The organism is Companilactobacillus ginsenosidimutans (assembly GCF_001050475.1).
Lineage (GTDB): Bacteria > Bacillota > Bacilli > Lactobacillales > Lactobacillaceae > Companilactobacillus > Companilactobacillus ginsenosidimutans.
In genome coordinates this window covers 732,992-759,383 of sequence record NZ_CP012034.1, presented here as the reverse complement: position 1 = coordinate 759,383, position 26,392 = coordinate 732,992, and the positions used below count along the sequence as shown (strand labels likewise).

The 26,392-nt window shown below is 35.2% G+C and carries 25 protein-coding genes and 1 tRNA gene; 12 read left to right on the top strand and 14 right to left on the bottom strand.

Annotated elements, in window-relative coordinates:
• Both ABM34_RS03930 and ABM34_RS03925 read left to right on the top strand, forming a co-directional pair.
• Window positions 1–1,035, top strand: a complete 1,035-nt coding sequence (locus tag ABM34_RS03930) for a glycosyltransferase family 2 protein (RefSeq protein WP_048703600.1) — start codon at window positions 1–3, stop codon at window positions 1,033–1,035.
• A gap of 67 nt (window positions 1,036–1,102) precedes the next feature.
• Window positions 1,103–2,152, top strand: a complete 1,050-nt coding sequence (locus ABM34_RS03925; protein WP_048703598.1) for an IS30 family transposase — start codon at window positions 1,103–1,105, stop codon at window positions 2,150–2,152.
• 951 nt (window positions 2,153–3,103) lie between these two features.
• Here the strand turns inward: ABM34_RS03925 and ABM34_RS03920 are convergent.
• Complete coding sequence (locus ABM34_RS03920) at window positions 3,104–4,075, bottom strand: GMP reductase (RefSeq protein WP_048703596.1); 972 nt, start codon at window positions 4,073–4,075, stop codon at window positions 3,104–3,106.
• Between the two features lie 298 nt (window positions 4,076–4,373).
• Here ABM34_RS03920 and glnA point away from each other — a divergent pair, with 298 nt between their 5' ends.
• Entirely contained in the window at window positions 4,374–5,702 is a 1,329-nt protein-coding gene (gene glnA / locus ABM34_RS03915) for a type I glutamate--ammonia ligase (protein WP_157023357.1), read from the top strand.
• Between the two features lie 119 nt (window positions 5,703–5,821).
• Here the strand turns inward: glnA and ABM34_RS03910 are convergent, their stop codons facing one another.
• Window positions 5,822–6,310, bottom strand: coding sequence for a hypothetical protein (locus tag ABM34_RS03910; RefSeq protein WP_048703592.1), 489 nt, complete (start codon window positions 6,308–6,310; stop codon window positions 5,822–5,824).
• A gap of 169 nt (window positions 6,311–6,479) precedes the next feature.
• On the opposite strand from ABM34_RS03910, the gene ABM34_RS03905 reads away from it, so the two are divergent.
• Window positions 6,480–6,550, top strand: a tRNA-Gly gene (locus ABM34_RS03905).
• A gap of 278 nt (window positions 6,551–6,828) precedes the next feature.
• Here the strand turns inward: ABM34_RS03905 and ABM34_RS03900 are convergent.
• The 6 genes from ABM34_RS03900 to ABM34_RS03880 form a co-directional block, all read right to left on the bottom strand.
• Window positions 6,829–7,758, bottom strand: coding sequence for an IS30 family transposase (locus ABM34_RS03900; protein ID WP_048703591.1), 930 nt, complete (start codon window positions 7,756–7,758; stop codon window positions 6,829–6,831).
• Window positions 7,759–8,031: 273 nt separating this feature from the next.
• Window positions 8,032–8,676 (bottom strand): DUF4190 domain-containing protein, encoded by a 645-nt coding sequence (locus ABM34_RS03895; protein ID WP_048703588.1) that lies wholly within the window; start codon window positions 8,674–8,676, stop codon window positions 8,032–8,034.
• 53 nt (window positions 8,677–8,729) lie between these two features.
• A complete protein-coding gene (locus ABM34_RS03890; protein WP_048703586.1) occupies window positions 8,730–9,164 on the bottom strand; it encodes a hypothetical protein in 435 nt (144 codons plus the stop codon).
• A gap of 78 nt (window positions 9,165–9,242) precedes the next feature.
• Complete coding sequence (locus tag ABM34_RS13585; RefSeq protein WP_417924662.1) at window positions 9,243–9,512, bottom strand: S24 family peptidase; 270 nt, start codon at window positions 9,510–9,512, stop codon at window positions 9,243–9,245.
• A 148-nt stretch (window positions 9,513–9,660) separates the two neighbouring features.
• Window positions 9,661–10,170, bottom strand: coding sequence for a hypothetical protein (locus tag ABM34_RS03885; protein WP_048703585.1), 510 nt, complete (start codon window positions 10,168–10,170; stop codon window positions 9,661–9,663).
• A 158-nt stretch (window positions 10,171–10,328) separates the two neighbouring features.
• Entirely contained in the window at window positions 10,329–10,643 is a 315-nt protein-coding gene (locus ABM34_RS03880; RefSeq protein WP_048703583.1) for a hypothetical protein, read from the bottom strand.
• A gap of 453 nt (window positions 10,644–11,096) precedes the next feature.
• Between ABM34_RS03880 and argF the strand changes: the two genes are divergently transcribed.
• From argF to ABM34_RS03865, 3 genes are all read left to right on the top strand, one after another.
• A complete protein-coding gene (gene argF, locus ABM34_RS03875) occupies window positions 11,097–12,134 on the top strand; it encodes an ornithine carbamoyltransferase (RefSeq protein ID WP_048703581.1) in 1,038 nt (345 codons plus the stop codon).
• A gap of 267 nt (window positions 12,135–12,401) precedes the next feature.
• A complete protein-coding gene (gene argS / locus ABM34_RS03870; protein ID WP_048703579.1) occupies window positions 12,402–14,096 on the top strand; it encodes an arginine--tRNA ligase in 1,695 nt (564 codons plus the stop codon).
• Window positions 14,097–14,109: 13 nt separating this feature from the next.
• Window positions 14,110–15,030: a prenyltransferase gene (locus tag ABM34_RS03865; RefSeq protein WP_048703576.1), complete on the top strand. Its 921-nt coding sequence runs from the start codon at window positions 14,110–14,112 to the stop codon at window positions 15,028–15,030.
• A gap of 284 nt (window positions 15,031–15,314) precedes the next feature.
• Here the strand turns inward: ABM34_RS03865 and ABM34_RS03860 are convergent, their stop codons facing one another.
• Window positions 15,315–16,217 (bottom strand): RluA family pseudouridine synthase, encoded by a 903-nt coding sequence (locus tag ABM34_RS03860; RefSeq protein WP_048703574.1) that lies wholly within the window; start codon window positions 16,215–16,217, stop codon window positions 15,315–15,317.
• A gap of 90 nt (window positions 16,218–16,307) precedes the next feature.
• On the opposite strand from ABM34_RS03860, the gene ABM34_RS03855 reads away from it, so the two are divergent.
• From ABM34_RS03855 to ABM34_RS03835, 5 genes are all read left to right on the top strand, one after another.
• Window positions 16,308–18,383 carry a PBP1A family penicillin-binding protein gene (locus ABM34_RS03855; protein WP_048703571.1) on the top strand — a complete coding sequence of 692 codons (2,076 nt, stop codon included), beginning with the start codon at window positions 16,308–16,310 and terminating at the stop codon, window positions 18,381–18,383.
• A gap of 9 nt (window positions 18,384–18,392) precedes the next feature.
• Window positions 18,393–18,731: a YlbF family regulator gene (locus ABM34_RS03850; RefSeq protein ID WP_048703568.1), complete on the top strand. Its 339-nt coding sequence runs from the start codon at window positions 18,393–18,395 to the stop codon at window positions 18,729–18,731.
• 63 nt (window positions 18,732–18,794) lie between these two features.
• Entirely contained in the window at window positions 18,795–19,967 is a 1,173-nt protein-coding gene (locus tag ABM34_RS03845; protein ID WP_048703565.1) for a metallophosphoesterase family protein, read from the top strand.
• Window positions 19,964–22,414: an ATP-binding protein gene (locus ABM34_RS03840; protein WP_048703564.1), complete on the top strand. Its 2,451-nt coding sequence runs from the start codon at window positions 19,964–19,966 to the stop codon at window positions 22,412–22,414. Before ABM34_RS03845 ends, ABM34_RS03840 begins: the two co-directional genes overlap by 4 nt.
• Window positions 22,407–23,351: a 3'-5' exoribonuclease YhaM family protein gene (locus tag ABM34_RS03835; protein ID WP_048703561.1), complete on the top strand. Its 945-nt coding sequence runs from the start codon at window positions 22,407–22,409 to the stop codon at window positions 23,349–23,351. Before ABM34_RS03840 ends, ABM34_RS03835 begins: the two co-directional genes overlap by 8 nt.
• A 100-nt stretch (window positions 23,352–23,451) precedes the next feature.
• Here ABM34_RS03835 and ABM34_RS03830 read toward each other — a convergent pair whose 3' ends face one another.
• The 5 genes from ABM34_RS03830 to ABM34_RS03810 form a co-directional block, all read right to left on the bottom strand.
• Window positions 23,452–23,886, bottom strand: coding sequence for a hypothetical protein (locus ABM34_RS03830; protein WP_048703559.1), 435 nt, complete (start codon window positions 23,884–23,886; stop codon window positions 23,452–23,454).
• A gap of 10 nt (window positions 23,887–23,896) precedes the next feature.
• Window positions 23,897–24,118 (bottom strand): helix-turn-helix transcriptional regulator, encoded by a 222-nt coding sequence (locus tag ABM34_RS03825; RefSeq protein WP_048703557.1) that lies wholly within the window; start codon window positions 24,116–24,118, stop codon window positions 23,897–23,899.
• Between the two features lie 449 nt (window positions 24,119–24,567).
• Complete coding sequence (locus ABM34_RS03820) at window positions 24,568–25,485, bottom strand: peptidylprolyl isomerase (protein ID WP_048703554.1); 918 nt, start codon at window positions 25,483–25,485, stop codon at window positions 24,568–24,570.
• A gap of 101 nt (window positions 25,486–25,586) precedes the next feature.
• Window positions 25,587–25,886, bottom strand: coding sequence for a hypothetical protein (locus ABM34_RS03815; protein WP_048703551.1), 300 nt, complete (start codon window positions 25,884–25,886; stop codon window positions 25,587–25,589).
• A 1-nt stretch (window position 25,887) separates the two neighbouring features.
• Window positions 25,888–26,316 carry an HIT family protein gene (locus ABM34_RS03810; protein WP_048703549.1) on the bottom strand — a complete coding sequence of 143 codons (429 nt, stop codon included), beginning with the start codon at window positions 26,314–26,316 and terminating at the stop codon, window positions 25,888–25,890.
• Between the last annotated feature and the right edge of the window lie 76 nt (window positions 26,317–26,392).

Below are 26,392 nucleotides of genomic sequence, written 5' to 3'. Positions count from 1 at the left end.
ATGACAGAAAAAATTTCAATCGTATTGCCTGTCTTCAATGAAGAAGCTGGTATTAAAACAACAATTGATACTCTTGAAACATACGTTGATAAACAAAAAGAAGACTATGAATTAGTTTTCGTCGATGATGGATCTAAGGACAAGTCAGTTGAGATTATTAAATCTGAATTGGAAAATCATGACAATATTAAAATTGTCGAGTTCTCAAGGAACTTCGGACATCAATTAGCGATTACTGCTGGGCTGCAATACACCTCAGGTGACGCTGTAGTGGTCATGGATGCTGATTTGCAAGATCCACCTGAAGTTATACCTAGAATGATTGAAAAGTGGCATGAAGGCTACGATATCGTTTATGGTAAGAGAAAGCAGAGAGATGGTGAGACTGTATTTAAGAAATTGACCGCGGCTATGTTTTATCGAACGTTCAAGTCTCTAGCAACCATTGACATGCCGCTTGATACTGGTGATTTTAGACTGATGAATCGCAAGGCAGTTAACCAAATGCAAAGGTTGCGTGAACAAGATCCCTTTGTTCGTGGTCAAGTAACTTGGATTGGGTTCAAACAGACAAGTGTCGAATATCATCGGCACGAACGAATTGCTGGTGAAACGAAGTATCCACTTTCAAAAATGATTAAGCTTGCGCTTGATGGTATTACTTCATTTTCAATGAAACCACTTCAATTAGCTAACGTGTTTGCAGGATTGCCATTAGTCGGTGGATTAATATATTTGATCTATCTAATTGCTACCGGCGGATTCACTGCAGCCACCGTTGGGATAACATTAATGTTATTCAGTGTCGGTTTCGTCTTTCTTTCATTAGGAATTTTTGGTGGATATTTGGGAAGGGTTCTAGATCAAGTTAACGACCGTCCACGGTTTATTGTTAGAGATACAGTGGGTTTTGAAAAAAGAGCCAAAAGTATTCACCATCTTGATACTAGACAACAGGTTTCAAGATGGTTGCAAATCTTTATGATAATACTTAGTTTTCTAATGGCAAATTTTATAATCAAGTTAGCCACTTAAAAAAAAACTGAATAAAAAAAACACCAAGACGAAAAAATCAGGTATCATTGGAGTTCCGACACTAACAATGAAAGAGGTTTTCGCCTTGGCGCAAGAACAGATTACCATAAAAAGAAATAAGGGTCACCACTTAACTGAAGTTGAGCGTGGAAAAATAGCTGCTCTACATAAATTGGGACAATCCAATCGTAAGATCGCGATTGCTATCGGTGTTTGCCCACAGACTATTAATAACGAGTTGAAACGTGGTGAAGCTACTCAAGTTAAGAAAATTAACGGTAAAGAGTACTATCATCAAGAATATATACCTGAACTTGCCCATAGTCGTTATGTCGATAAACGCAAAGCGTGTCATCGACCTTATAAACTGTCACAGGTTTTTAACTTCTTATCATTCTTTGTGGAGCACTTTAAAAAAGACGGTTGGTCACCTGACGCGACTGTTGGTCGTGCCAAGGCGTTGAACCTTTTTCTACCAGAAGAAATGGTATGTACTAAAACCCTTTATAGTTATATCGATGCCCAATTATTAGAAGTTAGAAATATTGATCTTATCAATAAGATGTCTCGTCGATTACCAAAATACGTGGCTCGTAAGAACCATCGTATCTTGGGGTTAAGTATAGAAGAACGCCCAACCGAAGTGGATAATCGGGAAGAATTTGGCCATTTTGAAATAGATACTATTGTTGGCCTTAGAAACGGTCAGGAGAGCGTGATTCTTACTATGATTGAACGCAAGACACGTTTCCAAATTATCCGTTTAATTGACAGTAAGGACGCTGATTCAGTGGCTTATACAATGAGAAGTATTAATAAAGAGTATGGATCAATAATCAAGTCCATTACTGCCGACAATAGTCTTGAATTCAGTACCCTGACAGAAGTAATGGATAAAATAGCACCTGTCTACTTCACTCATCCATATACATCCAGTGAACGAGGAACCAATGAGGTTCACAACCGTATGGTACGAAGAGATTTTCCAAAGGGAATCTCTCTTGATTTGGCAACCCCTTTGGAGGTTGCACAAACAGAAAATAAACTAAACAATATGCCTCGTAAACATACTGGTTATCAAACACCGACTGAGCTATTCAATGAGGAATGTGCTTAATTACTTAGCTCCATTACCTGAAACCCTCTTGGTATCAGTCTTTTAAAAATGGCTAACTTGTTCTTGCAATTTGCGTTAGTTTTCTAATCTTAATCGGCTTATTATTTTTACCGAACGAAACCAACACTATACGGCATCAAAAGAAAACAGAATTGATTAAAAAAAGAGTACATACAAGGAGGTGACGTTTGATTCTCTCCTAAGTTTTAAAGGCACAAAGTGAGTTATGGTAGGATATAACTCATGATAAATATCCTGAATGAGAAAGTTAAAAATTTGAGAGAATTTACTATTTTATTTAACGTTTCTATGTTACAGTAATGTTAAATTTGATAGGAGGGGTATCTGGTCTGCTGAGCTACGGTCAGCGTTCCTCATACTTGTTTGTCAAATTGAACAATGAACTATCCCATTCATTATAAAAGCTGATGATTACCCAGTCGTCAGCTTTTTTTATATGCTTTTGAGCTTGGATGCCGTCTCCGGAGCTGAGAATATTTTTCCTGCTGTGCGGGACGGACGGAGCCAAAGGGCGGTCTCTGTCCTCGGTTTGGAGCCTTTCGAAGTTCGCGAAAGTCTTCAAACTCGCCCGGTGATGTTATGGCTGGCGCCATAGCATCACTTTCACAGCTGGGAAAATATTCTCAGCTCCTGCGACTGGATTGGGGGTTAAACCTTTAAAAATACTTGTGGGTATTATGATTTTGGATTTTTATTATTTTTGAATGTAAAAAGAGTTGTATTTCACCTGGTTTGTTTGGTGGGATACAACTCTTTTATTGTTGATATTCAATTTTGTGGTTTTGGTTCACTCTGGGTTGGTGGAAACGCGTAAAAACACACTGAATACTGCACATAAGTCGCCCAAAGCTGCGGGGGTGTTACGCACCCCTCTCCGCGTTGGGCGTCTTATGTTCCGTATTCAAGATCGTGTGTTTTTACGCTCTTTGTTTAGTCCCCATTAAATATTGAATTTCTAACTATTACATAATCTACTCTTGTTAGGGATGCTAAATCTTTTCCTCCAGCATATGAGATGGAGGATTGTAGGTCTTCTTGCATTTCTCTTAGTGTGTCGGCTATGTTCCCTCGACACTTGATTAACATTTTTTTACCTTCGACGTTTTTGTATACGCCTTTTTGGTATTGGGAGGCTGATCCGAAGTATTCTTTGTATTTGACTCCGTCTCTTATTACTGTTTCACCGGGTGATTCTTCGTGACCTGCTAATAGGGAACCTATCATTACCATGCTGGCTCCAAAACGGATTGATTTGGCTATGTCGCCGTCGTTTCTGATTCCACCGTCAGCTATGATGGGTTTGTTTGCAGCTTTGGCACAGAGTCTGATGGCGGCTAATTGCCAGCCTCCTGTACCGAAACCTGTTTTGATTTTTGTAATACATGCTCTTCCGGGTCCGATTCCTACTTTTGTAGCATCGGCGCCGGCATTTTCTAGTTCGCGCACACCTTCGGGTGTACCGACATTTCCTGCAATTAGGAAGGTCTCTGGTAGGTAGTTTTTAACATATTTGATCATTTCGATTACTCGATCACTGTGACCGTGGGCAACATCGATTGTGATGTAATCAGGTTTGAGATTTTCATCTGCTAGGGAATTGATGAATGCAAACTCTTCATCTTTGATTCCTAAACTAATAGATGTGAAAAGTTGTTTTTCGTTCATTTTTTTGATGAAGTCAATTCTTTTCTCTGGTTCAAATCGATGCATAATATAGAAGAAACCATTTTTTGCTAGATATTCTGCTAAACTTTCATCAACAACTGTTTGCATGTTGGCGGGGACAACAGGAATTTTAAATGTTCTTGGTCCAAATTTGATACTTGTGTCACATTCAGAACGGCTGTTAACAATACATTTATTCGGAACTAGTTGGATATCTTCATAATCAAAAACTTCCATAATTTTTATACACTCCAGAATGCGAACTATTATTGAAATAAACACGTATTTCGTTCGCATATATAATTTACCTTGTATATGTAGTTAAGTCAATCGATTTAGTTAAATAATTTTTTCTAAAATTATGTAAAAATCAATTGGTATTCGTGGTAAATTAAGAATGGTTAAAAATATTAGTATATTGGTTTGACAGTTATATGCGAAATTGGTATTATCGTTTTATTGTTAAAAATAGTTATTGGATTAACGGTTTTTAGTAACATAACAAGATTGGTATATACAAAGAAGGAGCAATATGATGAACAAGTATTCTGCTGAAGATATAAAAGAAATGGCAAGTGAAGAAAATGTTGAATTCATTTGTTTAATGTTTACTGATATTAATGGGATGATCAAGAACGTTGAAGTTCCTGTTTCACAAATTGATAAGGTACTTGCCAACAAGATAACTTTCGATGGTTCTTCAATTGATGGATTCACTCGAATTGAAGAAAGTGATATGTTATTGCACCCAGATTTAAGCACATGGTTAATTTTCCCATGGGGTTCAGAACACGGAAAAGTTGCTCGTTTAATTTGTGACATTTACGAAACAGACGGAACACCATTTACTGGTGACCCAAGATATAACTTGAACCGTATCCTTAAGAAAATGAAAGATTTGGGATATTCAAGTTTCAATATTGGACCAGAACCTGAATTCTTCTTATTTAATACCGACGAAAAGGGTCGTCCAACATTACAATTAAATGATGATGGTAGCTATTTTGATTTCTCACCTGTAGATATGGGTGAAAATTGCCGTCGTGATATTGTTATGATTCTTGAAAAGATGGGCTTTGAAATTGAAGCCAGTCACCACGAAGTTGCTCCTGGACAACAAGAAATTGATTTCAAGTATGAGGATGCTTTGTCAGCAGCTGACAGTATTCAAACTTTCAAATTAGTTGTTAAAACTGTTGCCAAACGTCATGGTCTCTATGCAACATTTATGCCAAAACCATTACAAGGTATCAATGGTTCAGGTATGCATATCAATATGTCACTATTTAAAGGTGACGATAACGTCTTTGATGATGATCAAGATATGCTTTCAAATACAGCAAAACAATTCTTGAGTGGTTTAATCGTCCACTCACGTGCGCTAACTGCCGTTAATAATCCAACAATCAATTCATACAAGCGATTAGTACCTGGATATGAAGCTCCAACATACATCGCTTGGTCAAGTAAAAATAGATCACCATTAGTTCGTGTACCTGCTGCTAAAGGTAAATCAAAACGTCTCGAAATGAGAAGTGTTGATCCTACAACAAATCCATATCTTGCTATTGCATGTATCCTGGATGCAGGACTTGATGGACTACAAAGTGATTACAAGTTGATGCCTGAAGTCAAAGAAAACATTTACGCTATGACTGAAGAACGTCGTGAAGAATTAGGAATCGACGATTTACCATCAACATTGCACAATGCACTTAAAGCTTTACGCAAAGATAAATTTGTTCAAGAATCACTCGGTAAGTCATTGACAAACAGCTTGTTTGCTGCCAAGAACGCCGAATGGGACAAGTATTGTCAAACAGTTTCCCAATGGGAAAGAGATACTTATATGCCTCTATACTAATTTTTTAGTAGTCATCCGAAAGGGTGGCTATTTTTTGTATATGGTATAGTGCATACAATTAAGACATAAAAAAAGTCATCGTATACTCAATGTACACGATGACTTTTGCTATTATTTAACTATTTTGTAGCTGATTTCTTAACATGGTTAACAACTTTACTTTGGTTACCATTGTATAGCTTCCATTTCTTGTTGTCAGGTGATTGAATAGTTGTTTTACCAACCTTCTTGAATGGATCTTTGTAGTTGAAGTCAGGTTCTGAGATAACACTGTATCCATCAATCTTGAACTTCTTGGCGTCTTTCTTGTTGATTTCTAGCTTAGGCTTCTTCATGAAGTAAGTGATAGTCTTCTTTGAACCATCTTTACTTACACGAACGTGAGTAACGTCTTTTCCGTCTTTACCAGTGAAGAATGAAAGGTATTGGTCCTTGTTGTTTTTACTTACACCAACATAGTATTTACCAACGATTTCATCCTTAGTAATCTTACTTGCAGAATGTGTTTCTGTTTGTTCTGTTTTAGTATTGTTAGAACAAGCGGTAGTAACAGCTGCTGTACCCATAATGGTAACAGCTGCTAACAAAGTAACAATTTTTTTATTCATTTTCTTCTCCTCAATGAAGATCATATTGATAGAAATCTATCATTAATTACGATTTTAGGTTACACGCGATTAAAAATCAATTTTTATTGGAAGAAGAGTTGAGAATTTTAATTTAATTTATCAAATTGAACATTTTTAAGGTATAATATTTAGTTGTGGAGTAATACATGCGAACTTAGTTTAATGGTAAAATACCAGCTTCCCAAGCTAGTGTCGCGAGTTCGATTCTCGTAGTTCGCTTTTTTAAAAACATTATAGTGTCGTTTTACAAATTACAAACCGTTGTATACATTGGTATATGGCGGTTTTATTTTTTTGCTTTTCGTGCAAGACTCAATTTTTAAGTTTGTGCGACAAGAAAGATACAGATTAACCTGTCATAGGTAATGCGTCCATAGAATTTTCAACCTGTTCTAATCAACTTGTTTTTCAATTGATGAGAGCTAACAAATAGTGTGAAGGTAATATTATTATGGCTAAATCTTTAAGAGATATAATTGATATGAGAGATTGCAAGTTTAATCCGAACACTTCAATACACAATCCCTAAACGTCTCAATGGCCGTGTTCCAGCCAAGTATTTTTAATGGTCGATTATTGATCAATTCTAATGATTCCAGCAACTCATCTTCAGAAACACTGTTGAAGTCTGTTTTCTTTGGAAAGAACCAACGTAGTTTTCGATTGAAGTACTCATTAGTTCCACGTTCCCATGGTGAATATGGATGACAGAAATAGACTGGAAGATTGTAATAATCGGCCAAGTCGTTGAATCCTGAGAACTCTTTTCCATGATCCACTGTTATAGATTTAATGTTTTCACCAAAGATTGATTTCATCTTTTTTATCGCTGAATTCATTGATTCCTTAGTACGATCATTGATCTTAATCGCCCAGACGAATCTTGTCTTACGTTCTACAAACGTTGCTAAGCAAGCCTTTGATTGTCCACGTGAAGATAGGACAGTATCAGCTTCCCAATGTCCAAAGGTCTTACGAGTATTAATTTCTTCGGGTCTCGTCTCTATGGTTTCATCAACTTTGAAAGTCCCACGTGTCTCATGTTTATGCTTTTTACGACGAGATTTATCTGATAATAGTTCTGAATCAAAATCGATCAACCCCTGATAAATCCAGTTGTAGATGGATTTAAAACACAGGTTTAATTCACTAGCTATTTGTTCAGGTGACCAAGTTAGCTCAAGGTGTTGCTTAATCAGAATGGCATTATCCTTTGACAGTATTGATTGTCTTCCGCAATGGCGCCTCATTTTATCAGCGTGCTCTTGTGCCAGAACAGGGTCATACGGATCGACACGGCTGAGTTCATTACTAATTGTAGATTTGGACAACTTCATCCTTCTTGCAATTTCATTGTGAGAATTACCATCTTTTAATAATTGATATATGGCTCCGCGCTCAAACTGTGATAAAGTAGATATGCTCATAGTAAATGTCTTCTTTCTGGTCTGTTTAGTCGCTAACCATTGTAGAACATTTACTATGGGTTTTTTTATTTTATTTAGGTGTTCGGATTAATCTTACAATTTAAGATATCTAAACAATTTGACATCATAATTGAAGCACGTCTATGTTGGAGCCCATGAAAGGTAATGATAGTTCTTGAACCGATAGTTTGTAATGTTTGTTTTGAAGCTTTATTCACAGTATTATCACTAGTGATTTAAATAAAAATAAATAAGCCTACATGAGGCTTAAAATTATTTTATTAAATTATATGAATCAGTTACATTATCATCTAATGTAGTCATTGTATCTGAAAAACTATTATAGCTGCCGGTTGGATAGGAAACAAAATCGTGAAATTTACCAATTCGTTTGTATGCAGTTTTATATTTTTTTAGGTTATACTTTCCAGTATCGTTATCAGACATTATTTTTAGTTTTTTCTCTAAATTTTTGATATCTTTGTCTGATTGTTCAATTGAAGTGGAGTTGTCTGTGACAATATCAGTGACAGCGACGTCTACATCAAAGTCCTCATCGGAGTTATCTATTTTATCTCCCCAAGCCTTGTATTCGTTTGTTCCTATTGTTTCCAAATTACTTCCGACAATCAGAAATTTATTCTTGAATTCCTTAGATGCGGTTTTAAATCTTTTATCTTGTGTTTTTGTTATCTGCTCCTTTACTGCCTCCTGTTGAACAAGATGATATGTTCCAACGGCCGATCCTGCAAAACTTGTTATCAGGAAGACAGTAGTAATAGACATTCCGATTTTACCAGTGGTTTTAGGCCCTTTTCTTTTAATGATAACTCCAACTATCCAAGTGATAAAAAATCCTATGATAGTTAAGATAGAAATAATCAATACAAATGAGCTTATTGCTAGTAATAAGTCCATAATTCCCCCCTATAACATTTCAGCTTTTAATGTCTTCAGTATTTAGACGAAGATTAAAACACAAATAGTAATAAAAATACAATTATCAAAATAGGTATGGTAATCCACAATGTCATTGTGTTGCCTGCTTTTGAAATATTACGGCCAGCTCTGGTCAAGTTATCTCCTGCAGTTGAGAAACCTTGTGATGCCTTAAACCAACCGTTGTTCTGTAGTATATAGTTGTTTTGCTGCTTATTAAGTTCCTCGGGAGAAATTTGAATTGTAATTCCACATTGAGGGCAGGTGGATTCCTCGTGAAGAAGGGGATAACCACATCTGATGCAATGAGGATGGAATCCTTGCAGAGCTTGATCCCTTTTTTGCTGTGGAGTTAATATTCTAACGTTTGTGGACGAAGTATCACGAAGACTACCTGAATACTTAATAACCAGCGTAGCAAGTAGTAGAACTCCAATCAGTATGATAAATAAAAGTAATCCGCTCATAATATTTTCTCCTATAATTCAGTATAAGATGGAATACTTTGCCTATAATTCGTGCAGAGTTATCCTCAACAACAATAATTAGATTAAAGCTGTTTTGTCTGGTATGAGCAAAATCGTTTTTCCTTGATGCTTAATTCTGTTCAAAATACAATCCATATCAGCGTTAATCAGTGGGGTCCATCCGCCATCTTGAAATGACTGCTCACGAATTAATACTTTGGTCCCGTCTGGGATTGTTGGTTTCATGGACTTCCTCTTTGTTTGGGGATAAAATACATTTTCGCTTGCTAAGGATTCCCAAGATTCTTCTAATAATATCAATATTTTAGCAACAATAATTGGAATCACACAGGCAATTATTTCAATGGAAGGGACCAAGTCTGTCGGGTGACATAGAAGTTCGATTAAGTGATTACAGTCGCATACAATTTAAAAATGAAGTGCCAGTGTTTATTAATTAAGCTGGACTTCCTTTTTTGTTACAAGATAGGTTATATTACTTGTGTTTGTGTCGACGCATTTCAGTTCTAGACATTGGTCTTTGGTTCGAATTTTGATTGTTTGTTTGACCGTAATAATTTTGTTGATTTGGCTCCTGATAGTTATTTTGATTATATTGTTGGCGAATTCGTGGTGGTTGATTGTTGGATTGTTTTCTATTGATTAGTATATGCCAAGTCAAAAATCCTGTGCCGATTATGAATCCGAGCCAAATCCATATTGTTAAATCCCCAAAGTTTTTATCGGCACTAGCAAGACTGATAAGTCCAAACAATATTAGTATTGCAGCGGTAGCTATATCTCCACCGATACTTTTCATTTTTTGGGTAGCAAGATATAAGATTCCACATAATAAATATGCAAAAGACATTATTACGCCTGCAGATCCACTAGTGTGACCATTATTTTCAACAGAATTTACGAATCCTGCTGCCATACTTTGAATAAGAATTAAAATTGAAATTAATATCATGAGAATTCCAACAGTTATTTTGGTTGCCTTCATATTTCTCCCCTGGAACATTTCAGCTTTTAATGTCTTCAGAATCTGGACAAAAGAAAGGTATATGTAACTAATTACCTTACGACCACTGCAAATTGAATATATATTTATTTAATTATATCAAAAAACCGTCGCATAAATATTTACGCAACGGTTACAAATTAAAATCCTAATCTTTCACCGAGAAAATCAGACCAAGCGGAATGTCTCATATCTTGCCAGTTATCAAAATTTGTTGATTCTTGAACTCTTTTGTTGAGTACCTCGGTAGGAATCTGGTCGAATTCTTCACTAGTTGTGATGTTTAGCGGTGCGAGAAATTCTTCGACATTATCCAAACTTGTATGAATCTTCATAAAATTTTCAGGGAATAAATCATCGAATGTGATTTCTGTTGAATCCGATAACTTTGATGCATTGTTGCAGATTAATGAAAGCTTTCTATCTAAGCTAATACTATTTTTCTTAAAACCCATAATCTTACCTCCCATAATTGTGTGTGCCTTTGAACATGACAATGAATTATACAACTAATATTATCTTATTACTACATATTTACATTTAATAAAACTATATTTTTTATTTACCGAGTTAAAGTGAAAATATTGCTGATGTAAGCACAATGTAATTGCTTTCATTAAGGATTATGTTTACAATATATTTGTTAAGTTATATTAGGTTGAAGGAGTGACATATATGTTTAAAGTAGCTACAAAATTAGGTTCATTTATCGGATCATTTGGTGGCGATGTGCTTGGCGGCGCATTCAAAATCTATGACAAAATCACAGAAAAGAAATAACAAAGGTTTGGCTTAGGAGTGATCCTAAGCTTTTTTTGTAGAAATTATTTTCAATTAATTGTGGTAATAATGAAATATTAATTTATAATTAGACTATTATTAGAAAAATTAAAGAGGAGGAACAAAATTTGGCATATCAAGGAAAAGAACAATCGGTGTTGCAAGGACGCAGTTTCTTAAAAGAAAAAGATTTCACACCAGAAGAATTTGAATATTTTATTGATTTGGGACTACATCTCAAAGCATTGAAAAAACAAAATATTCCTCATCATTATTTAGAGGGCAAGAACATTGCACTTCTATTTGAAAAGACATCTACACGTACACGTTCAGCTTTTACAACAGCTGCAGTTGACCTAGGTGCTCACCCAGAATTTTTGGGTAAGGATGATATTCAGCTTAATAAGAAGGAAAGTGTCGAAGATACTGCTAAAGTTCTTGGTAGCATGTTTGACGGTATTGAGTTCCGTGGATTCAAACAACAAACTGTTGAGGACTTGGCAAAATATTCTGGTGTTCCAGTTTGGAACGGTCTAACAGATGAATGGCATCCAACACAAATGATTGCTGATTTCATGACAGCCAAAGAAACTTTTGGTCACCTCAAAGGCTTAACATTATCATTTGTTGGTGATGGTCGTAATAATATGGCAAATAGTTTTCTAGTTGCTGGATCAATGTTGGGAGTTAATATTCATATCGTTGCACCAAAAGAACTTTTCCCAGCCAAAGAAATTGTTGACATCGCTCAAAGTTATGCTGATAAATCTGGTAGTAAAATTGTTATTACGGATGATATTGATGCAGGTGTCAAGGGTTCAAACATTGTTTATACTGATGTTTGGGTTTCAATGGGTGAAGAAGATCAATGGGCTGAACGTATCAAGCTACTTCAACCATATCAAGTAAATATGGAATTATTGCACAAGACTCAAATGCCTGATGACGAATTAATTTTCATGCACTGTTTACCTGCTTTCCATGATGTTTCAACTGAATATGCTGAGAATATTAAGGAACAATATGGTTTGACAGAAATGGAAGTTACTGACGAAGTATTTAGAAGTAAATATGCTCGTCAATTTGAAGAAGCTGAAAACAGACAGCATTCGATTAAAGCAATTATGGCCGCAACACTTGGAAATCTCTTCATGCCCAAAGCATAAACCATGAAAAAGGTTGAGTGAACTGCCCTTATGTGCTAATATTTTAATGCAGAAAAGAAGAATTAATTAATTACAGAATTTTAAGCGAGATCAGGACTGGTGAAAGCTGATCAATTCAATGATTAAGTCGCACTCTTCTTTACATTTTAATAATTAGTAATGAGTGGATATTAATCAACTAGAGTGGTACCGCGGGAAAATCTCGTCTCTTTCAATATGTATAATTATATATATGTATTGGAAGAGACTTTTTTATTGGAGGAAATTATGGACTCAAAGAAATTAGTCGTAGAAACGTTAAACAAAGTTTTACCAGAAGATATTTCAAACGAACAAATTGAAAAGTTGGTTGAAAAGCCAAAGTCATCAGATCTTGGTGATTTTGCATTTCCAACATTTATTTTAGCTAAATCATTGCATAAGGCACCTAATTTGATTGCTCAAGATTTAGTTTCAGAAATCGACACTGATGGTTTTGAAAAAGTTGTAAATACAGGGGCTTATGTAAACTTTTTCTTAGACAAGAGCAGTTTCTCAAACGATATCTTGCACACAGTTTTGAATGAAAAAGATGATTACGGTAATCAAAATCAAGGTGATGCTGGAAATGTTCCTATTGATATGTCTTCACCTAATATCGCAAAGCCTATGTCAATGGGTCACTTGCGTTCAACTGTTATTGGTAATTCAATTGCCAAAATTATTACAAAGTTAGGTTATCAACCAATCAAAATTAATCACTTGGGTGATTGGGGAACACAATTTGGTAAATTAATTGTTGGTTATAAGATGTGGGGTTCAGAAGCAGAAGTTGAAGCTGACCCAATCAATAATTTGCTAAAATATTATGTTCGATTCCACAAGGAAGCTGAAGAAAAACCAGAGCTAGATGACGAAGCTAGAGCTTGGTTTAAGAGAATGGAAGACGGCGATGAAGAAGCACTTAAACTATGGACATGGTTTAGAAAACTATCACTTGCTGAATTCCAAAAAGTATATGACCGCTTAGGTGTTGAATTTGATTCATACAACGGTGAAGCTTTCTACAACGATAAGATGAATGCCGTTATTAAAACTATCCAAGATAAAGGTTTACTACAAGAATCTCGTGGTGCAGAAATCGTTGATTTATCAGGCCAAGACCTCTCACCAGCTTTAATTAGAAAAACCGATGGTGCTACACTTTACATCACTCGTGACTTGGCAGCTGCTATTTATCGTAAAAACACATATGATTTTGTTAAATCACTTTATGTGGTTGGTAGTGAACAATCAGAGCATTTCAAGAAGCTTAAAGCTGTTTTGAAAAAGATGGGCTACGATTGGTCAGATGATATTCACCACATTGAATTTGGTCTGATTACAAATAATGGTAAGAAACTTTCGACTCGTAAGGGTAGAGTTATCTTGCTTGAAAACGTATTAAATGATGCTGTTGATTTAGCTAAGAAACAAATTGAAGAAAAGAATCCTAATTTGAAGAACAAAGACGAAGTTGCCGAATCTGTTGGTGTGGGAGCTGTTGTATTCCATGACCTTAAGAACGAAAGACGTGATAACTTTGACTTTAATCTTGAAGAAGTTGTTCGTTTTGAAGGAGAGACTGGCCCATATGTTCAATATACAAATGCGCGTGCATTAAGTATTTTGAGAAAAGCCGATAATGATGATTATCTAAAGGCTAATGATCTTACAGTTTCGGATCCAGAAGCTTGGGATACTATTAAATTGATTCAACAATTCCCAGAAGTTATTAGCCGTGCAGGTGAGAAATACGAGCCATCTGTAATTGCTAAATATTCATTGAAACTTGCCAAGAGTTTCAATCAATATTATGCTCATAGTAAGATTTTGACAGACGACTCGGGATTAAATGCACGTTTGGCATTGGTTAAATCAGTGTCAATCGTTCTACAAATGTCTCTAGCGTTATTAGGTGTGAAAGCACCAGAGGAAATGTAGTAGGTGTAAAAATTTGGATTGGAAACTTTTTAGAGAACTTTCTAATGTAAAATCAACATTGCTTGATGTGTTCCTAATGGTTTTGGTTATAAGTTATTCTTATGCAAAGTTCATGACTTTTGACTTTGTAAATGGATTGTTAGGACTATTAGCAGTTGTTATTTTTCATATGATCATTAATTTCCACAACAACTACAATATTTATCGATCAGCTGACAAGAACGTACTAAGAAATAAAATTAATGACATGGGAATAAATCGTGAATCGCTTTCACATGCAAAACGAATGGTATATGTTTTAGCATTTATTCCAATAGTCATTACTGCATACTTAGTTTATATGACAGGTTGGTTTATCTTAGTTGTAGCAATTTTAGGAATTGTTTTAGGACTTTTGTACACATCTGGTCCTAAGCCACTGAACAAAACAGTTGTAGGTGAAGTTGTTATGGCCATTGCCACGACAGTTATTGTTCCAATGGCATTTATTTATTTAGGTTTAGCAAATTCAGGAAAGATTGATTCAAGTACAATTATTGATATCATCGTTATTTGTTTGCCAAATACATTTGCCGTTTTCTCGACGATTATTGCTCAAAATGTCAGCGAGTTGGAAACGGGCTCAACTTCATCAAATACACTTGTTGAAAAAATTGGTCAACATAATTCTTTGAGTTTATTCAAAGCTAGTTGGGCATTAGCTTTCTTGCTAGTACCAATCATGGCATTGATGCATGTGATTCCATATGTAACCTTGTTATTGATCCTATTTTATCCAGGTATTTGGGATAACTTTAGACCATTTTTGAAGGAACCTTCCGCTAAAAATTTGAATTCGGTTTTATTGGCTACGATTCGATTGTCGGTTTCTTACGTGGGGTTGCTTGCAGTTGGTGCAGTTATCACCGTTATAATTGGTTTGATAAGCAAGTAGTATTGGGGTTCACTGCCGCTTCCGGTAGGAATTAGATAACGCTGGAACGCACTGGACGCCAATTTGAGTAAGTCGGGACAATTCCCCGACTAACACAAATTTCAGTGCTGAGCATTATCTAATTCCTACCTCCAGCTAGTACTCTACTTATTTATTTTTGTTGGTGGGTATCGTGTTCTATCAAAATGGATAATACGTAAATCGAACAAGAAAAAATTTGATATTAACAAATAAGGACTGATCTCTTCGCTGAGGTCGGTCCTTTTAGTTATGCTTTTTATTTGTTATTTATCCAGTTCCGATAAATCATGTTCTAACAGAAAATTTTTAATATCTTCCGATGGTTCAATTTCTACTGTTTTGAAATCATCTGAAAAGGGGATTTTGTATTGTAGTTTATTTGCTGATAGTAACATGTTTCCTGTGGCTTGTTCGGGATTGTACAGGATGTCGTTTACTATTGGCCAGCCTTTGCTGGAGAGATGAACTCGAATTTGGTGGGTTCTGCCGGTCTGTAAATTTAATTTTAGGAGAGCGTATTCGGAATTTTTGCGTAATATCTTATAGTCAGTTGTAGCTGACTGACCGTTAGGTATTACTTTTCTTTTACGTTTATCATTTTCATCGAAGCCAATTGGTGAGTTGATTTGCCCATCATGTTTGATAGGTTTAATTAATCTGACAACTGCTAAGTACTGTCGTTTCAATGTCTTTGTCGTGAGCTCTCGATTGAAGATTGGTACCAAATAGGGGTTCTTTGCAATCAATACTAATCCTGATGTCAGCATGTCAATTCTGTGCACCATGTAGGGATGGTTCGGTTGTAAGTAAGCTTCTGCATCATTAAAAAGTGAATCTGTCTCAATGGGTAGATTAGGGTGAGTTTTAATGTTTGCTGATTTATTGACAATTAAAACGTCATCGTCCTCGTAAGCAATATCTAATTTTCTGCTACCTGGCAAATAATGCTGTTCAATTGTTCTAGGAGGGAAATTGAAATTTAAAGTAACAATATCTTCAGATTGAACCTCGTTGTTGAATGATTTGTATTTCCCATTTATTAAGATATTTTGTTCTATCCTCAAAAAATGTTGCCACTTTTTTGGAATTAACCACTTTTGTAGAAGTTGGCGGATTGTTAATTTTTCGTCGTTGTCGTTGTGATAAATTATAGTTCGCTGATACATAATATTTTACGTACTCCTTAAAGATTTGATTGATTTGGAGAAATGATTCGATAATATGGTAAAATTTGTTCTTACAGAGGTAGACGAAATATGAAAAATAATCGAGGATTTTGGGATTGGTTTAAACCAAAACTAAAAGTTGCTTGGTCATACATTAAAAGATTTTGGAAAAGGTTTCAAATTACACGATGGATAATATTATTAGTTTTAACTTTAATTTTAGTTCTGAGTGGATTTTGGACTTACAAGGCAAAAACTTCAAACATTGATGATTTAAAAGCTTCATTACAAACTAAAACGACAGTTATGGACAAAGACGGCGATGATGCTGGGGCTCTTTATTCCCGCAAGGGTACTTATGTTGGATTAGATAAAATTTCACCGAATATTCAAAACGCTGTTATTTCTACTGAGGATCGGACTTTTTGGACTAATCCTGGTTTCAGTGTCAAAGGATACGCTAGAGCTGCAGTAGGATACGTGTTGCACCATGGTGTTACTGGTGGTGGTAGTACGTTGACTCAACAACTTGCTAAGAACTCACTATTAACACAGAAGCAAACTTTATCTAGAAAGGGAGAAGAACTGTTTCTTTCGATTGAGATAAATAAAGTATATTCGAAAAAGTCAATTTTGGCGATGTACTTGAATAATGCATACTTTGGGAATGGTGTCTGGGGAGTCCAGGATGCCTCAGAAAAATATTTTGGTAAAAATGCTAGCGAACTAGATCCAGGTGAGGGGGCCGTTTTGGCAGCCATTTTGAAGAGCCCTAATTCTTACAATCCAATTGACAGCATGACTAATTCGAAGGCACGCCGAAATTTAGTATTAAGTTTAATGGTTCAAAACAATAAACTGAGTGCTTCTCAAGAAAAGTTCTATCAAAATTCACCAATAGATTTGACTGATAATTATTCTGAATCAAGTTCTTACAAGTATCCTTATTTCTTTGATGCTGTTATCGATGAGGCTGTTAACAAATACGGTCTTAAAGAAGATGACGTTTTAAATAAAGGGTACAAGATTTATACAACTTTGGATCAGAGTATGCAAAGTTCGATGGAACAATCTTTTGACAATAACTATTTATTCCCACCAAATGCTTCAGATGGTAAGCAGATTCAAGGCGCCTCAATCGCAGTTGATCCTAAATCTGGTGGTGTACTAGCTGTTGTAGGTGGTCGTGGTGAACATACATTTAGAGGCTTTAACTATGCCACTCAGATGAAACGTCAACCGGGTTCAACAATTAAACCATTAGCGGTATACACTCCGGCAATTCAAAGTGGATATAGTTATGATTCTAATTTACCTGATCAAGTCACAAGTTTTGGTAAGAATAAATATACTCCAACTAACGCTGACGGATTGTATCAAGATGAGATTCCAATGTACAAAGCTTTAGCACAAAGTGAGAATGTTCCTGCTGTTGCCTTACTGGATAAAATTGGTGTGAAAAAGGGAGTGGCATCGGTCGAAAACTTTGGTATCAAAGTTGACAAGAGTGATCAGAACTTGGCCCTCGCACTTGGTGGTCTTTCCACTGGTGTATCACCAATTCAAATGGCCAAGGCTTATACAGCGTTTGCTAATGAAGGTAAAATGGCTGATACTCACTTTATTACTAAGATTGTTGATGCTACAGGAACAGTTATTGTTGATAACAGCAATAACAACACAAAACAGATTATCAATAAAGACACAGCTAAAGAAATGACTAGTATGATGCTGGGAGTTTATAACGAAGGAACCGGTGCAGCAGCAAAGCCTTCAGGATACAAAATTGCTGGTAAAACTGGTAGTACTGAAGTTCCTAAGTCCTGGGGTGCCAATGGTACCAGAGATCAATGGATGGTTGGTTATACACCAGACGTAGTTGTAACTAGTTGGATTGGATTTGATCCAAATAATTCGACTCACTTTATTCAAGGTGCTAATGAAAATGGTATTGCTCCGCTATTCAAAAATGAAATGAGTAACATCTTACCAGATACCGCTGGTACTGCATTTAATACTAAGGATGCCGCTACAATTGCGAGTGAAAACTCAAATTCCAGTGATAACGATAATGATGTTCTAAAATCTTTTGAAGATGGAGTAAACGGTGTAAAAGATAAGGCTAGTGAATGGTATAATGAAATTAAGAACTTTTTTGGTCAATAGGAGGACTATATGAACATTTATGACAGTGCCAACAAATTGGAACAAGATTTAAGAGAATCTTCAGAAGTTGCTGACTTGAAATTAGCTTTCGAAGCAGTTAAAGCTAATGATTTAGCATACAAACTTTTTGACAAGGTTCAAAACGAACAATTTGCTCTTCAACAAAAACAAATGCAGGGTCAAGAGATTACTGATGATGATATTGAAGAAATGCACAAGTTGACAGATCAACTCTCAAGCTACACTGAAATCACAAATTTGATGGAAAAAGAAAAGAAAGTTGATTCAATGATGCAAGAACTAAACAAAATTATTTCAAAGCCTATCGCAGAAATTTATCAAGGCTAATCTTTACTAATTAAGGTCTGGGCGAATTATTTTGCCTAGGCCTTTTTTTTCAGGAGGAAATTCATGAAATTCATCCACGCTGCAGATTTACATTTAGATACTCCATTTGGTAGTATCAAAAATTTTTCCAAACAATTACAAAATAGCCTCCGTAAATCAACGTACACTGCTGCAACAAAGGTATTTGACACCGCTATCCGAGAAAAAGTAGATTTTGTTATTTTAGCTGGAGATACATACGACAATACCGATCGTTCACTTAACGCCCAAGATTTCTTGAAAAATCAATTCACGCGTTTAAAAGAAAATAACATTCAAGTGTATTTGATATATGGAAATCATGATTACTACAGAAATGACTTCTCCTCGATTGAATTTCCTGAGAATGTTCATATTTTTCAAAAGGATGTTGAAACAAAGGTACTAACTTCCCATGATGAATTGAGAGTGGGACTCACTGGTTTTAGCTATTATTCACAACATATAGATGCAAATATGGCTGAAAATTATCCATCACGTGGAGATTTTGACTATCAAATTGGGATACTGCATGGTGGAGTTGGAGATGGAAATTATGCTCCATTTACAGTAAGCAAGCTTATTGCAAAAGGTTATGATTATTGGGCATTAGGACATATTCATAAAAGACAAGTGTTAAATGAAAATCCTTACGTAATTTATTCAGGTGACACCCAAGGACGTAATCAAAATGAAACCGGTGAAAAAGGCTTTTATTTGGTAACAGTTCTAAACAAGAATACTAGTATTGATTTCATTGGAAGTTCAACTTACGTATGGATTAAATCAAAAATTGAGGCTTCAGATGAGGATAATATTAATAGTTTAAATGCAAAAATCTCAAAAAAACTGTTATCGGATGACTTAAGACTTCTTACATTGACAATTGATGATGCACAAAAATTAAATAGTGATGTAGTACGCGCGATAGACCGTGGCGAAATACTACTTCACTTCAGTCAAAGTGACACTAACACAGCCTTGTATAAAATTGAACTTCAGTACAAGGACGTTCAGCATTTTCAACAAATTGATCAGAAATATTGGGACCAGAGTTCGGATGCTGTCTTTAACATCGAAGATATAAAGGATCTCGACAAGAAGTTATTTAATATTGATGTTATTAGAGATCATATTCAAGATCCTGATTTTATCGAAGCAATTAAGCAATCCACGCAAAGTTTGATCAATAAGAAATTTATCGGAGAAAAACATTGAAACTAATTAAAGCTAAAATTTATGGTTTTGGTAAATGGATTGATCAAGAATTCAATATTAACCAGGACTATCAAATTATCTTTGGAAATAATGAAGCTGGTAAAACAACATTTCTAACATTTGTAAAAAGTATTTTGTTTGGATTTGCATCTGCACGTGGTACCAGCAAATATGAACAATACAAGCCTAAGAATGGATCTAGTTATGGCGGAGAACTGGAATTCCTGAGTGAAAATGGAAACCATTGGATCGTTCGCCGTGTTGACGGCAAAAGTGAAAGTGAGCTGACGTTATTTAGGGATGATCAAGAGGTTCCTGCAACATTGATGACTGAAATTACTAAAGGATTTACCAAAGATGATTTTGAAAATACACATGTCTTAAATGAACAAACGATTCGTTCAGTATATGATCTTGACGAAACAAGACTAGAAACTGAAATTTTAGCTTTGGGTGCAACTGGAAGTAAACAATGGTTGCAGACGGCAGATGATCTCGAGAATGACAGTGGGGATATTTATAAACCTCGCGGTCAAAAACAACCACTTACTCAATCAATTAAAAGGTATGACGAATTGCACGTTCAAAGATCCGAGTATGAGAATCAACAACAGCAATATCAGAAGATAAGTCGTGATTTACAGTCAGTTAATTCGCAATATGAACAACTAGAATTACAATATCAGCAACAAATTTCTCGACAAAAATATTTACATGCTTTAAATCAAAAATTACCAAAATATCGGGAATTGTTACAGCTAAAATCCAAAACGAACATCAATCAAAATATTATTAGTTCAGAAGATTGGGAAAACTTCTTGAAATTAAATCAACAAGTGGATACTCTCAGCAAAACCAATATCCAACAAATTGATAATGAGATTACTCCTCAAGAAGATGCTTTTATGGATAATTACTATTCAAATCAAGCTGATATTGATTATATTCAAAATAAGAAAAATGATATTCAGAATATTATTTTCCAAAATGAACAAAACCAAAATCAATTACGAAAATCTAATTATCAGTCTGATCAATTGTTGAATGACAACCCTGGATTGCACGATAATATGAGTTTGCTAAGCAACGAGGAGATTTCAAAACTTAACAAAACGGATTCAACATCCAATGTTAGTTTGCCGATCATTGTTGGAGTAGTTTGTCTAATCCTATTATTGTTTGTTCCAAATCTTTTAAAAGTTGTGGTCGGTATTGGGATTCTTGGATCAATTGGATGGTGGTTTTACCTTAACCAACAGTCAAAAGATGAGAGTGTCAAGCAAGAGCAAATGAAGAATGAAATATTAGCTCAACACAATTCGGCTGGGTCCAGTGTTCAACAAGTCATAGAATTGCAGCCAAAGATTTTACAATTGAATAATCTTAGGGATGAGCAGCATGCTTTGGAAAACAAGATTTCTCGAAGTATCGCTGAGTTGAATAAATGGAATGATTTGTTTATTAAAGTTGGAATTCTTGAGAAGGAGACGGATCCGAATAACTATATTCCTGAGATGGATGCTTTTTACAATCAATTGAATGCGACAAAAGCCAAGTTTGATTTAATTGAACAAAATAAGAAACGACAGTCTCAAATATTGAATTCAAGTAACCGGGATATAAATAGTCTTCGACAATCGATTTTTGATATCGTGAAAAAATACGATGTTGCTAATACTCAAGCGTTTATTGATTTGCATCAACAACAGATAAATAATCAGATGCAAATTGACAAGCTGAAAGCTGATAGGGAGTATATTGGAGCAGATATTTCTCATTTTGAAACGGTTTCTGACTTAAATTCGATTCCTAATGAGTTGAATGAACTCAATAACCAAATTAAAGATACCGAAAGTCAACGTAACGAATTTTTAACTAAAAAAGGTTATCTTGAAAGTCAATTGAAGCAAGTCTTTGATGATAAGGCGTACCAATCGTTGGTTGAGGAATTGGCTCAATGTAAACAAGATATGCTCGATCAATATGACGAGTGGCTTTCTGACAAATTGGCTAGCAGGTGGATTCATGAGATGTTAAATTTGGCTAGTGAGAGTCGTTATCCTAAAATGTTAAGTAGGGCTAAACAGTATTTTGCGATTCTTACTAATGGAAATTATGTTGATATTAGTATGAATAAACAAAAAAGGTTATCATTAACTAGAAGTGACAAGATTAAATTTGATGTGCATGAGTTATCGAAAGCTACGACAGTTCAGTTATATATTTCATTGAGATTAGCTTTTGTAGTGGAAATTTCTGATATTGTTGACTTACCAATTTTGATCGACGATGCATTCGTTGATTTTGATAAGGCCAGGTCTGAAAGTGTATTTAAATTAATTAGGAATGTCGCAAAAGATAACCAAATAATATTTGTTACAGCAAACTTGAATCCAAATCTACAACAAAGTCACATATTGAATCTTGAGGGGGCAAATAATGGATAAAAGGATTACCGATTACAAAAATGGTGAGAGTATGAGCCTAGAAGCAATCATAAAAATGTCTGACTATCGTCTAGCCAAGAATGGGAAAAATTTTCTCTCTTTAGTTTTTGAAGATAAGTCAGGGCAGATTCCCGGTAAATACTGGGATGCAAGTGAACAAGATAAGCAGAATTTCAAAGTCGGTGCTGTCGTCCAATTAGACGGGAAGCGTGACTTGTATCAAGGTAAACCACAAGTGACGATTAATCGCCTTGGTGTGATTGATCCTGCCACAATTGATATGTCTAAGTTTATTCAAACTGCTCCTGAGAAGCGTGCTGATATGGAGGCTGACTTTGAAGATGTGTTCTTACAAATTACCAATGGATCATGGAATCGAATCGTAAGATATTTATTCAAGAAATTCCACGACAAATTTTTTACAAGCCCAGCTGCCAAATCCAATCATCATGATTTTCAAGGTGGATTGGCATACCATACACTAAGTATGGTCAGATTGGCAGAAAAAATTTCTGATCAATATCCGCAAATTAACCGAGCACTGTTAATAGCCGGCGCATGTATCCATGACCTAGGAAAAGTAATCGAATTAAATGGGACTCTAGGAATCGAATACACCTTTGAAGGCAACATGATTGGTCACATAACGATTGTTGACGAAGAAATAGTACTAGCAGCCAATGATTTAGAAATCAAATTAGACTCCGAAGACATGATTCTATTAAGACACATGGTACTATCACACCACGGCTTACTAGAATACGGTTCACCAGAACGTCCAAAATTACTCGAAGCCGAAGTATTACACGACATAGATGTACTTGATGCATCAATCAATATGATCTCTAAGGCGTTAGATAAGACCGACCCAGGAGAATTTTCCGAACGCATCTTCGGAATGGACAACAGATCATTTTATAAACACTCAGAAAATTAATGTAATAATACAAAAAGCCAGCATAATTTCGGATATTTGCCGAAATTATGCTGGCTTTTGTTTATGTAAAATACATAAAATTCACATGTCCATGGGAAAATTAATCCTTACTATGTTCAAACGTATCGTTTCTCAATAACAAGGCGAAAGATAATATAGCAGTAATAATGGCCAAGATGATAGATGAGAATAAACTTTCGTGATTATGAAATAGGCTAAGCAAAAATACTACAATTCCGACAAGTACACATATACCCAAAATTTTCCAGGAAGAAGTTCGTGGACCTTTTTTCTTCGTTAAGTGTAAGTTAATTAGAATTGCAATTGCAATTATCCATGCTGCACCAATAGTAAATAGCACAATAATCCCAACAGTTTCGCCAGAAACCTTGAAATAAAAATTGCTTAATATAGCTAGAACGGAAACTAGAGAAGTGATGGCAAAAAGATAAGTCATTATTTTACCAACTAAACTTTCAACGTATTCGTCGACTGTTTCTACTCCTAATAATCTTTTTATTATCCATTTATACATGATTTCACCCTCAGTCTTTATTTGTAATAGAGAATAATTCGTTGATGTCAACATCCAATACTTTAGCAATTTTTAAAGATAGAAGAATGCTTGGATTAAATTTGTTTTTCTCAATCATTAATATTGATTGGCGAGTCACATCAACAGCATCGGCCAAATCCTGTTGTGACATTTTCTTTTCTTTTCTAAAGTATTTAAGATTGTTGGTTAATTCGAAATTTTGATCAGTCATTTCAACACAACCTTCATGATTTTAATATAAACCTATTCATATAAAATGTAAACTATACTGTACATTCTTTGAACTGTTTTTATTGACATTTTTAGGCGACAATAATTTGTTAACCGCCAATTAACGTTAGAAGTGGGAGTTAGCTATCATGAATATACATCCAATGACCGTGGCATATCATAAACCCCATCAAGTTAAAAATTGACCGATATCCCAGATGGAGGAAGGAAAAAGATTTTGGCTCAGTGGTGGGGTTATTCTTGGTGCGCGAAGCACACTTAGAATAAAATCGAGCTTGGAGATGATTGCGTACCGTGCAATTAGCTTCAAGTCGATTCACCACGTTCCAGCCAAAAAATCTTTTTCCTTCCGGAATCGGAAGTGAACAACCACACTAAAATTTTAAGCAAAAAAAATAGCCCTTACGGACTATTTTTAACAACTTCACACTATTTAGCGTTAGTTGCTGGTTTTGATGAGTTTGACTTTGTAACATATCCTGCAAGGACATCCTTCAAGTCATCATCTTTAATTGAAACATCAGCACGTTTCAAGACTTTAGAAATAACTGATTGCATAACAGTTGAATCTTGCATCCAACTAGCATAAATCTTAGTCTTAAGTTCGGCCTTGTGATCGCTCATCTTACCTTTACTTGGTTTCTTATCAAGTTTGATTACACTGTAACCAACTGAAGTCTTAACGGGTTCTGATGAGTAGTCACCAACTTTATCAAGTTTGAAGGCGGCTGTCTTCAAAGCTGCATCAACGGCAGTATCGTCGTTGTTGAATGGGGTCATCTTTCCACCCTTATTCTTTGTAGCTGAGTCAGTTGAGTTTTCTTTAGCTAATTTACTAAAGTCTTCACCGTTATTTAATTTATCGATAACACTTTGTGCATCGGCTTTCTTAGATACGGTAATTTGTGAAACAGTAATCTTTGGTGTATATGACTTCCATTGTTTCTTGTAGTCACTATCTGAAATCTTTTTGTTCTTTTCAAGAGCTACTTTTGTAAGTAGGTTAGTACGAATGTTTTTCTTGAATTGAGCAGTTGTCATACCATTTTGTTGAAGAATAGAACTGAATGAAGAACCATATTGACTCTTGTACTTGTTGTATTCTTTATCAACTTGCTTGCTTGTAACATCTTTACCATATTGATTCTCAAGAGCTTTTGAGATGATCATTGTTTGAAGTTGTTGCTTACCAGCAGAAGAACTCTTAAGTTCCTTGTAGTAATCATTTTGGGTGATTCTACCACCTTTTAATGTAGCAACCGTTTTATTACCGGAACAACCAGCAACAACTGTTACTAATAATAGACCCGCAATAGCTAAGATCCATTTAGTCCATTTCTTGTTCATCTTTACACATCCTTATTTAATATGTCTACAATTGAAGAGAATACCATAAAATTGCTTGGGTTGATTAGTAATTAGCAAAAAAAACACAAAAAGTTCACAATTTACTTGTTTAAATTCTGCATCTTTTCAATGTTTCCTTGAAGTTCTGAAACTGATTTTTTAAGTTCTGATACATCAGGCTGTATATCTTTAGTATAATTTACAACATCGTTCTTAATATCAGTAACTGTTGACATGGCGTCTTTTGATTGATGAGCAAGGTCGACAAAATCATTCTTTAAATCTTTTATATTCTTCACGATGTTGTTATTATAATGTTTAGGTGTTGCATATGTTGATTGGTAGTATTCAGCTGCCACTCCAGACATTGAGCCTAAAACAAAGCCTACTATAAAACTCATATTATGCCTCCAAATTTTTCTTGATGTTATTTGCGCGTTCTTGAAGTTGTTCATTAGTTGCTTTACCGGTGTTGTCTCCCCAAGTCATTGAGAAGTCGTCATCCTTACCATAACGAGGAACTAAATGAATATGTGAGTGCATAACACTTTGGTAGGCAATTTCACCATTATTTAGGCAAATGTTCATGCCAATGATATTTTTGTTAGAAGCCTTAATAGCTCTCGCAATCATTGGTACCTTTTTGAAAACTTTTTGTGCTAAATCTTCATCATATTCGAAAATATTTTGAACATGTTTCTTTGGCACAACTAACGTATGGCCGGGTGTTACTTGTGAGATATCGAAGAAAGCCTTAATATCATCATCTTCATAAACAGTGATATTAGGTATCTCGTTTCTAATTATTTTACAAAAAATACAGTCGTCCATATAAATTCCCCTTTCAAAACAGCAATAAAATTAACTTCATGCTATCATATTCAGTACTATAAAAACAGATACTGGT

Excerpts from the sequence above, each read along its gene's own strand:
- ABM34_RS03930 (WP_048703600.1), top strand. The coding sequence starts at position 1 with ATGACAGAAAAAATTTCAATCGTATTGCCTGTCTTCAATGAAGAAGCT.
- ABM34_RS03925 (WP_048703598.1), top strand. The coding sequence starts at position 1,103 with ATGAAAGAGGTTTTCGCCTTGGCGCAAGAACAGATTACCATAAAAAGA.
- ABM34_RS03920 (WP_048703596.1), bottom strand. The coding sequence starts at position 4,075 with ATGGAAGTTTTTGATTATGAAGATATCCAACTAGTTCCGAATAAATGT.
- glnA (WP_157023357.1), top strand. The coding sequence starts at position 4,374 with ATGAACAAGTATTCTGCTGAAGATATAAAAGAAATGGCAAGTGAAGAA.
- ABM34_RS03910 (WP_048703592.1), bottom strand. The coding sequence starts at position 6,310 with ATGAATAAAAAAATTGTTACTTTGTTAGCAGCTGTTACCATTATGGGT.
- ABM34_RS03900 (WP_048703591.1), bottom strand. The coding sequence starts at position 7,758 with ATGAGCATATCTACTTTATCACAGTTTGAGCGCGGAGCCATATATCAA.
- ABM34_RS03895 (WP_048703588.1), bottom strand. The coding sequence starts at position 8,676 with ATGGACTTATTACTAGCAATAAGCTCATTTGTATTGATTATTTCTATC.
- ABM34_RS03890 (WP_048703586.1), bottom strand. The coding sequence starts at position 9,164 with ATGAGCGGATTACTTTTATTTATCATACTGATTGGAGTTCTACTACTT.
- ABM34_RS03885 (WP_048703585.1), bottom strand. The coding sequence starts at position 10,170 with ATGAAGGCAACCAAAATAACTGTTGGAATTCTCATGATATTAATTTCA.
- ABM34_RS03880 (WP_048703583.1), bottom strand. The coding sequence starts at position 10,643 with ATGGGTTTTAAGAAAAATAGTATTAGCTTAGATAGAAAGCTTTCATTA.
- argS (WP_048703579.1), top strand. The coding sequence starts at position 12,402 with ATGGACTCAAAGAAATTAGTCGTAGAAACGTTAAACAAAGTTTTACCA.
- ABM34_RS03860 (WP_048703574.1), bottom strand. The coding sequence starts at position 16,217 with ATGTATCAGCGAACTATAATTTATCACAACGACAACGACGAAAAATTA.
- ABM34_RS03855 (WP_048703571.1), top strand. The coding sequence starts at position 16,308 with ATGAAAAATAATCGAGGATTTTGGGATTGGTTTAAACCAAAACTAAAA.
- ABM34_RS03850 (WP_048703568.1), top strand. The coding sequence starts at position 18,393 with ATGAACATTTATGACAGTGCCAACAAATTGGAACAAGATTTAAGAGAA.
- ABM34_RS03845 (WP_048703565.1), top strand. The coding sequence starts at position 18,795 with ATGAAATTCATCCACGCTGCAGATTTACATTTAGATACTCCATTTGGT.
- ABM34_RS03835 (WP_048703561.1), top strand. The coding sequence starts at position 22,407 with ATGGATAAAAGGATTACCGATTACAAAAATGGTGAGAGTATGAGCCTA.
- ABM34_RS03830 (WP_048703559.1), bottom strand. The coding sequence starts at position 23,886 with ATGTATAAATGGATAATAAAAAGATTATTAGGAGTAGAAACAGTCGAC.
- ABM34_RS03825 (WP_048703557.1), bottom strand. The coding sequence starts at position 24,118 with ATGACTGATCAAAATTTCGAATTAACCAACAATCTTAAATACTTTAGA.
- ABM34_RS03820 (WP_048703554.1), bottom strand. The coding sequence starts at position 25,485 with ATGAACAAGAAATGGACTAAATGGATCTTAGCTATTGCGGGTCTATTA.
- ABM34_RS03815 (WP_048703551.1), bottom strand. The coding sequence starts at position 25,886 with ATGAGTTTTATAGTAGGCTTTGTTTTAGGCTCAATGTCTGGAGTGGCA.
- ABM34_RS03810 (WP_048703549.1), bottom strand. The coding sequence starts at position 26,316 with ATGGACGACTGTATTTTTTGTAAAATAATTAGAAACGAGATACCTAAT.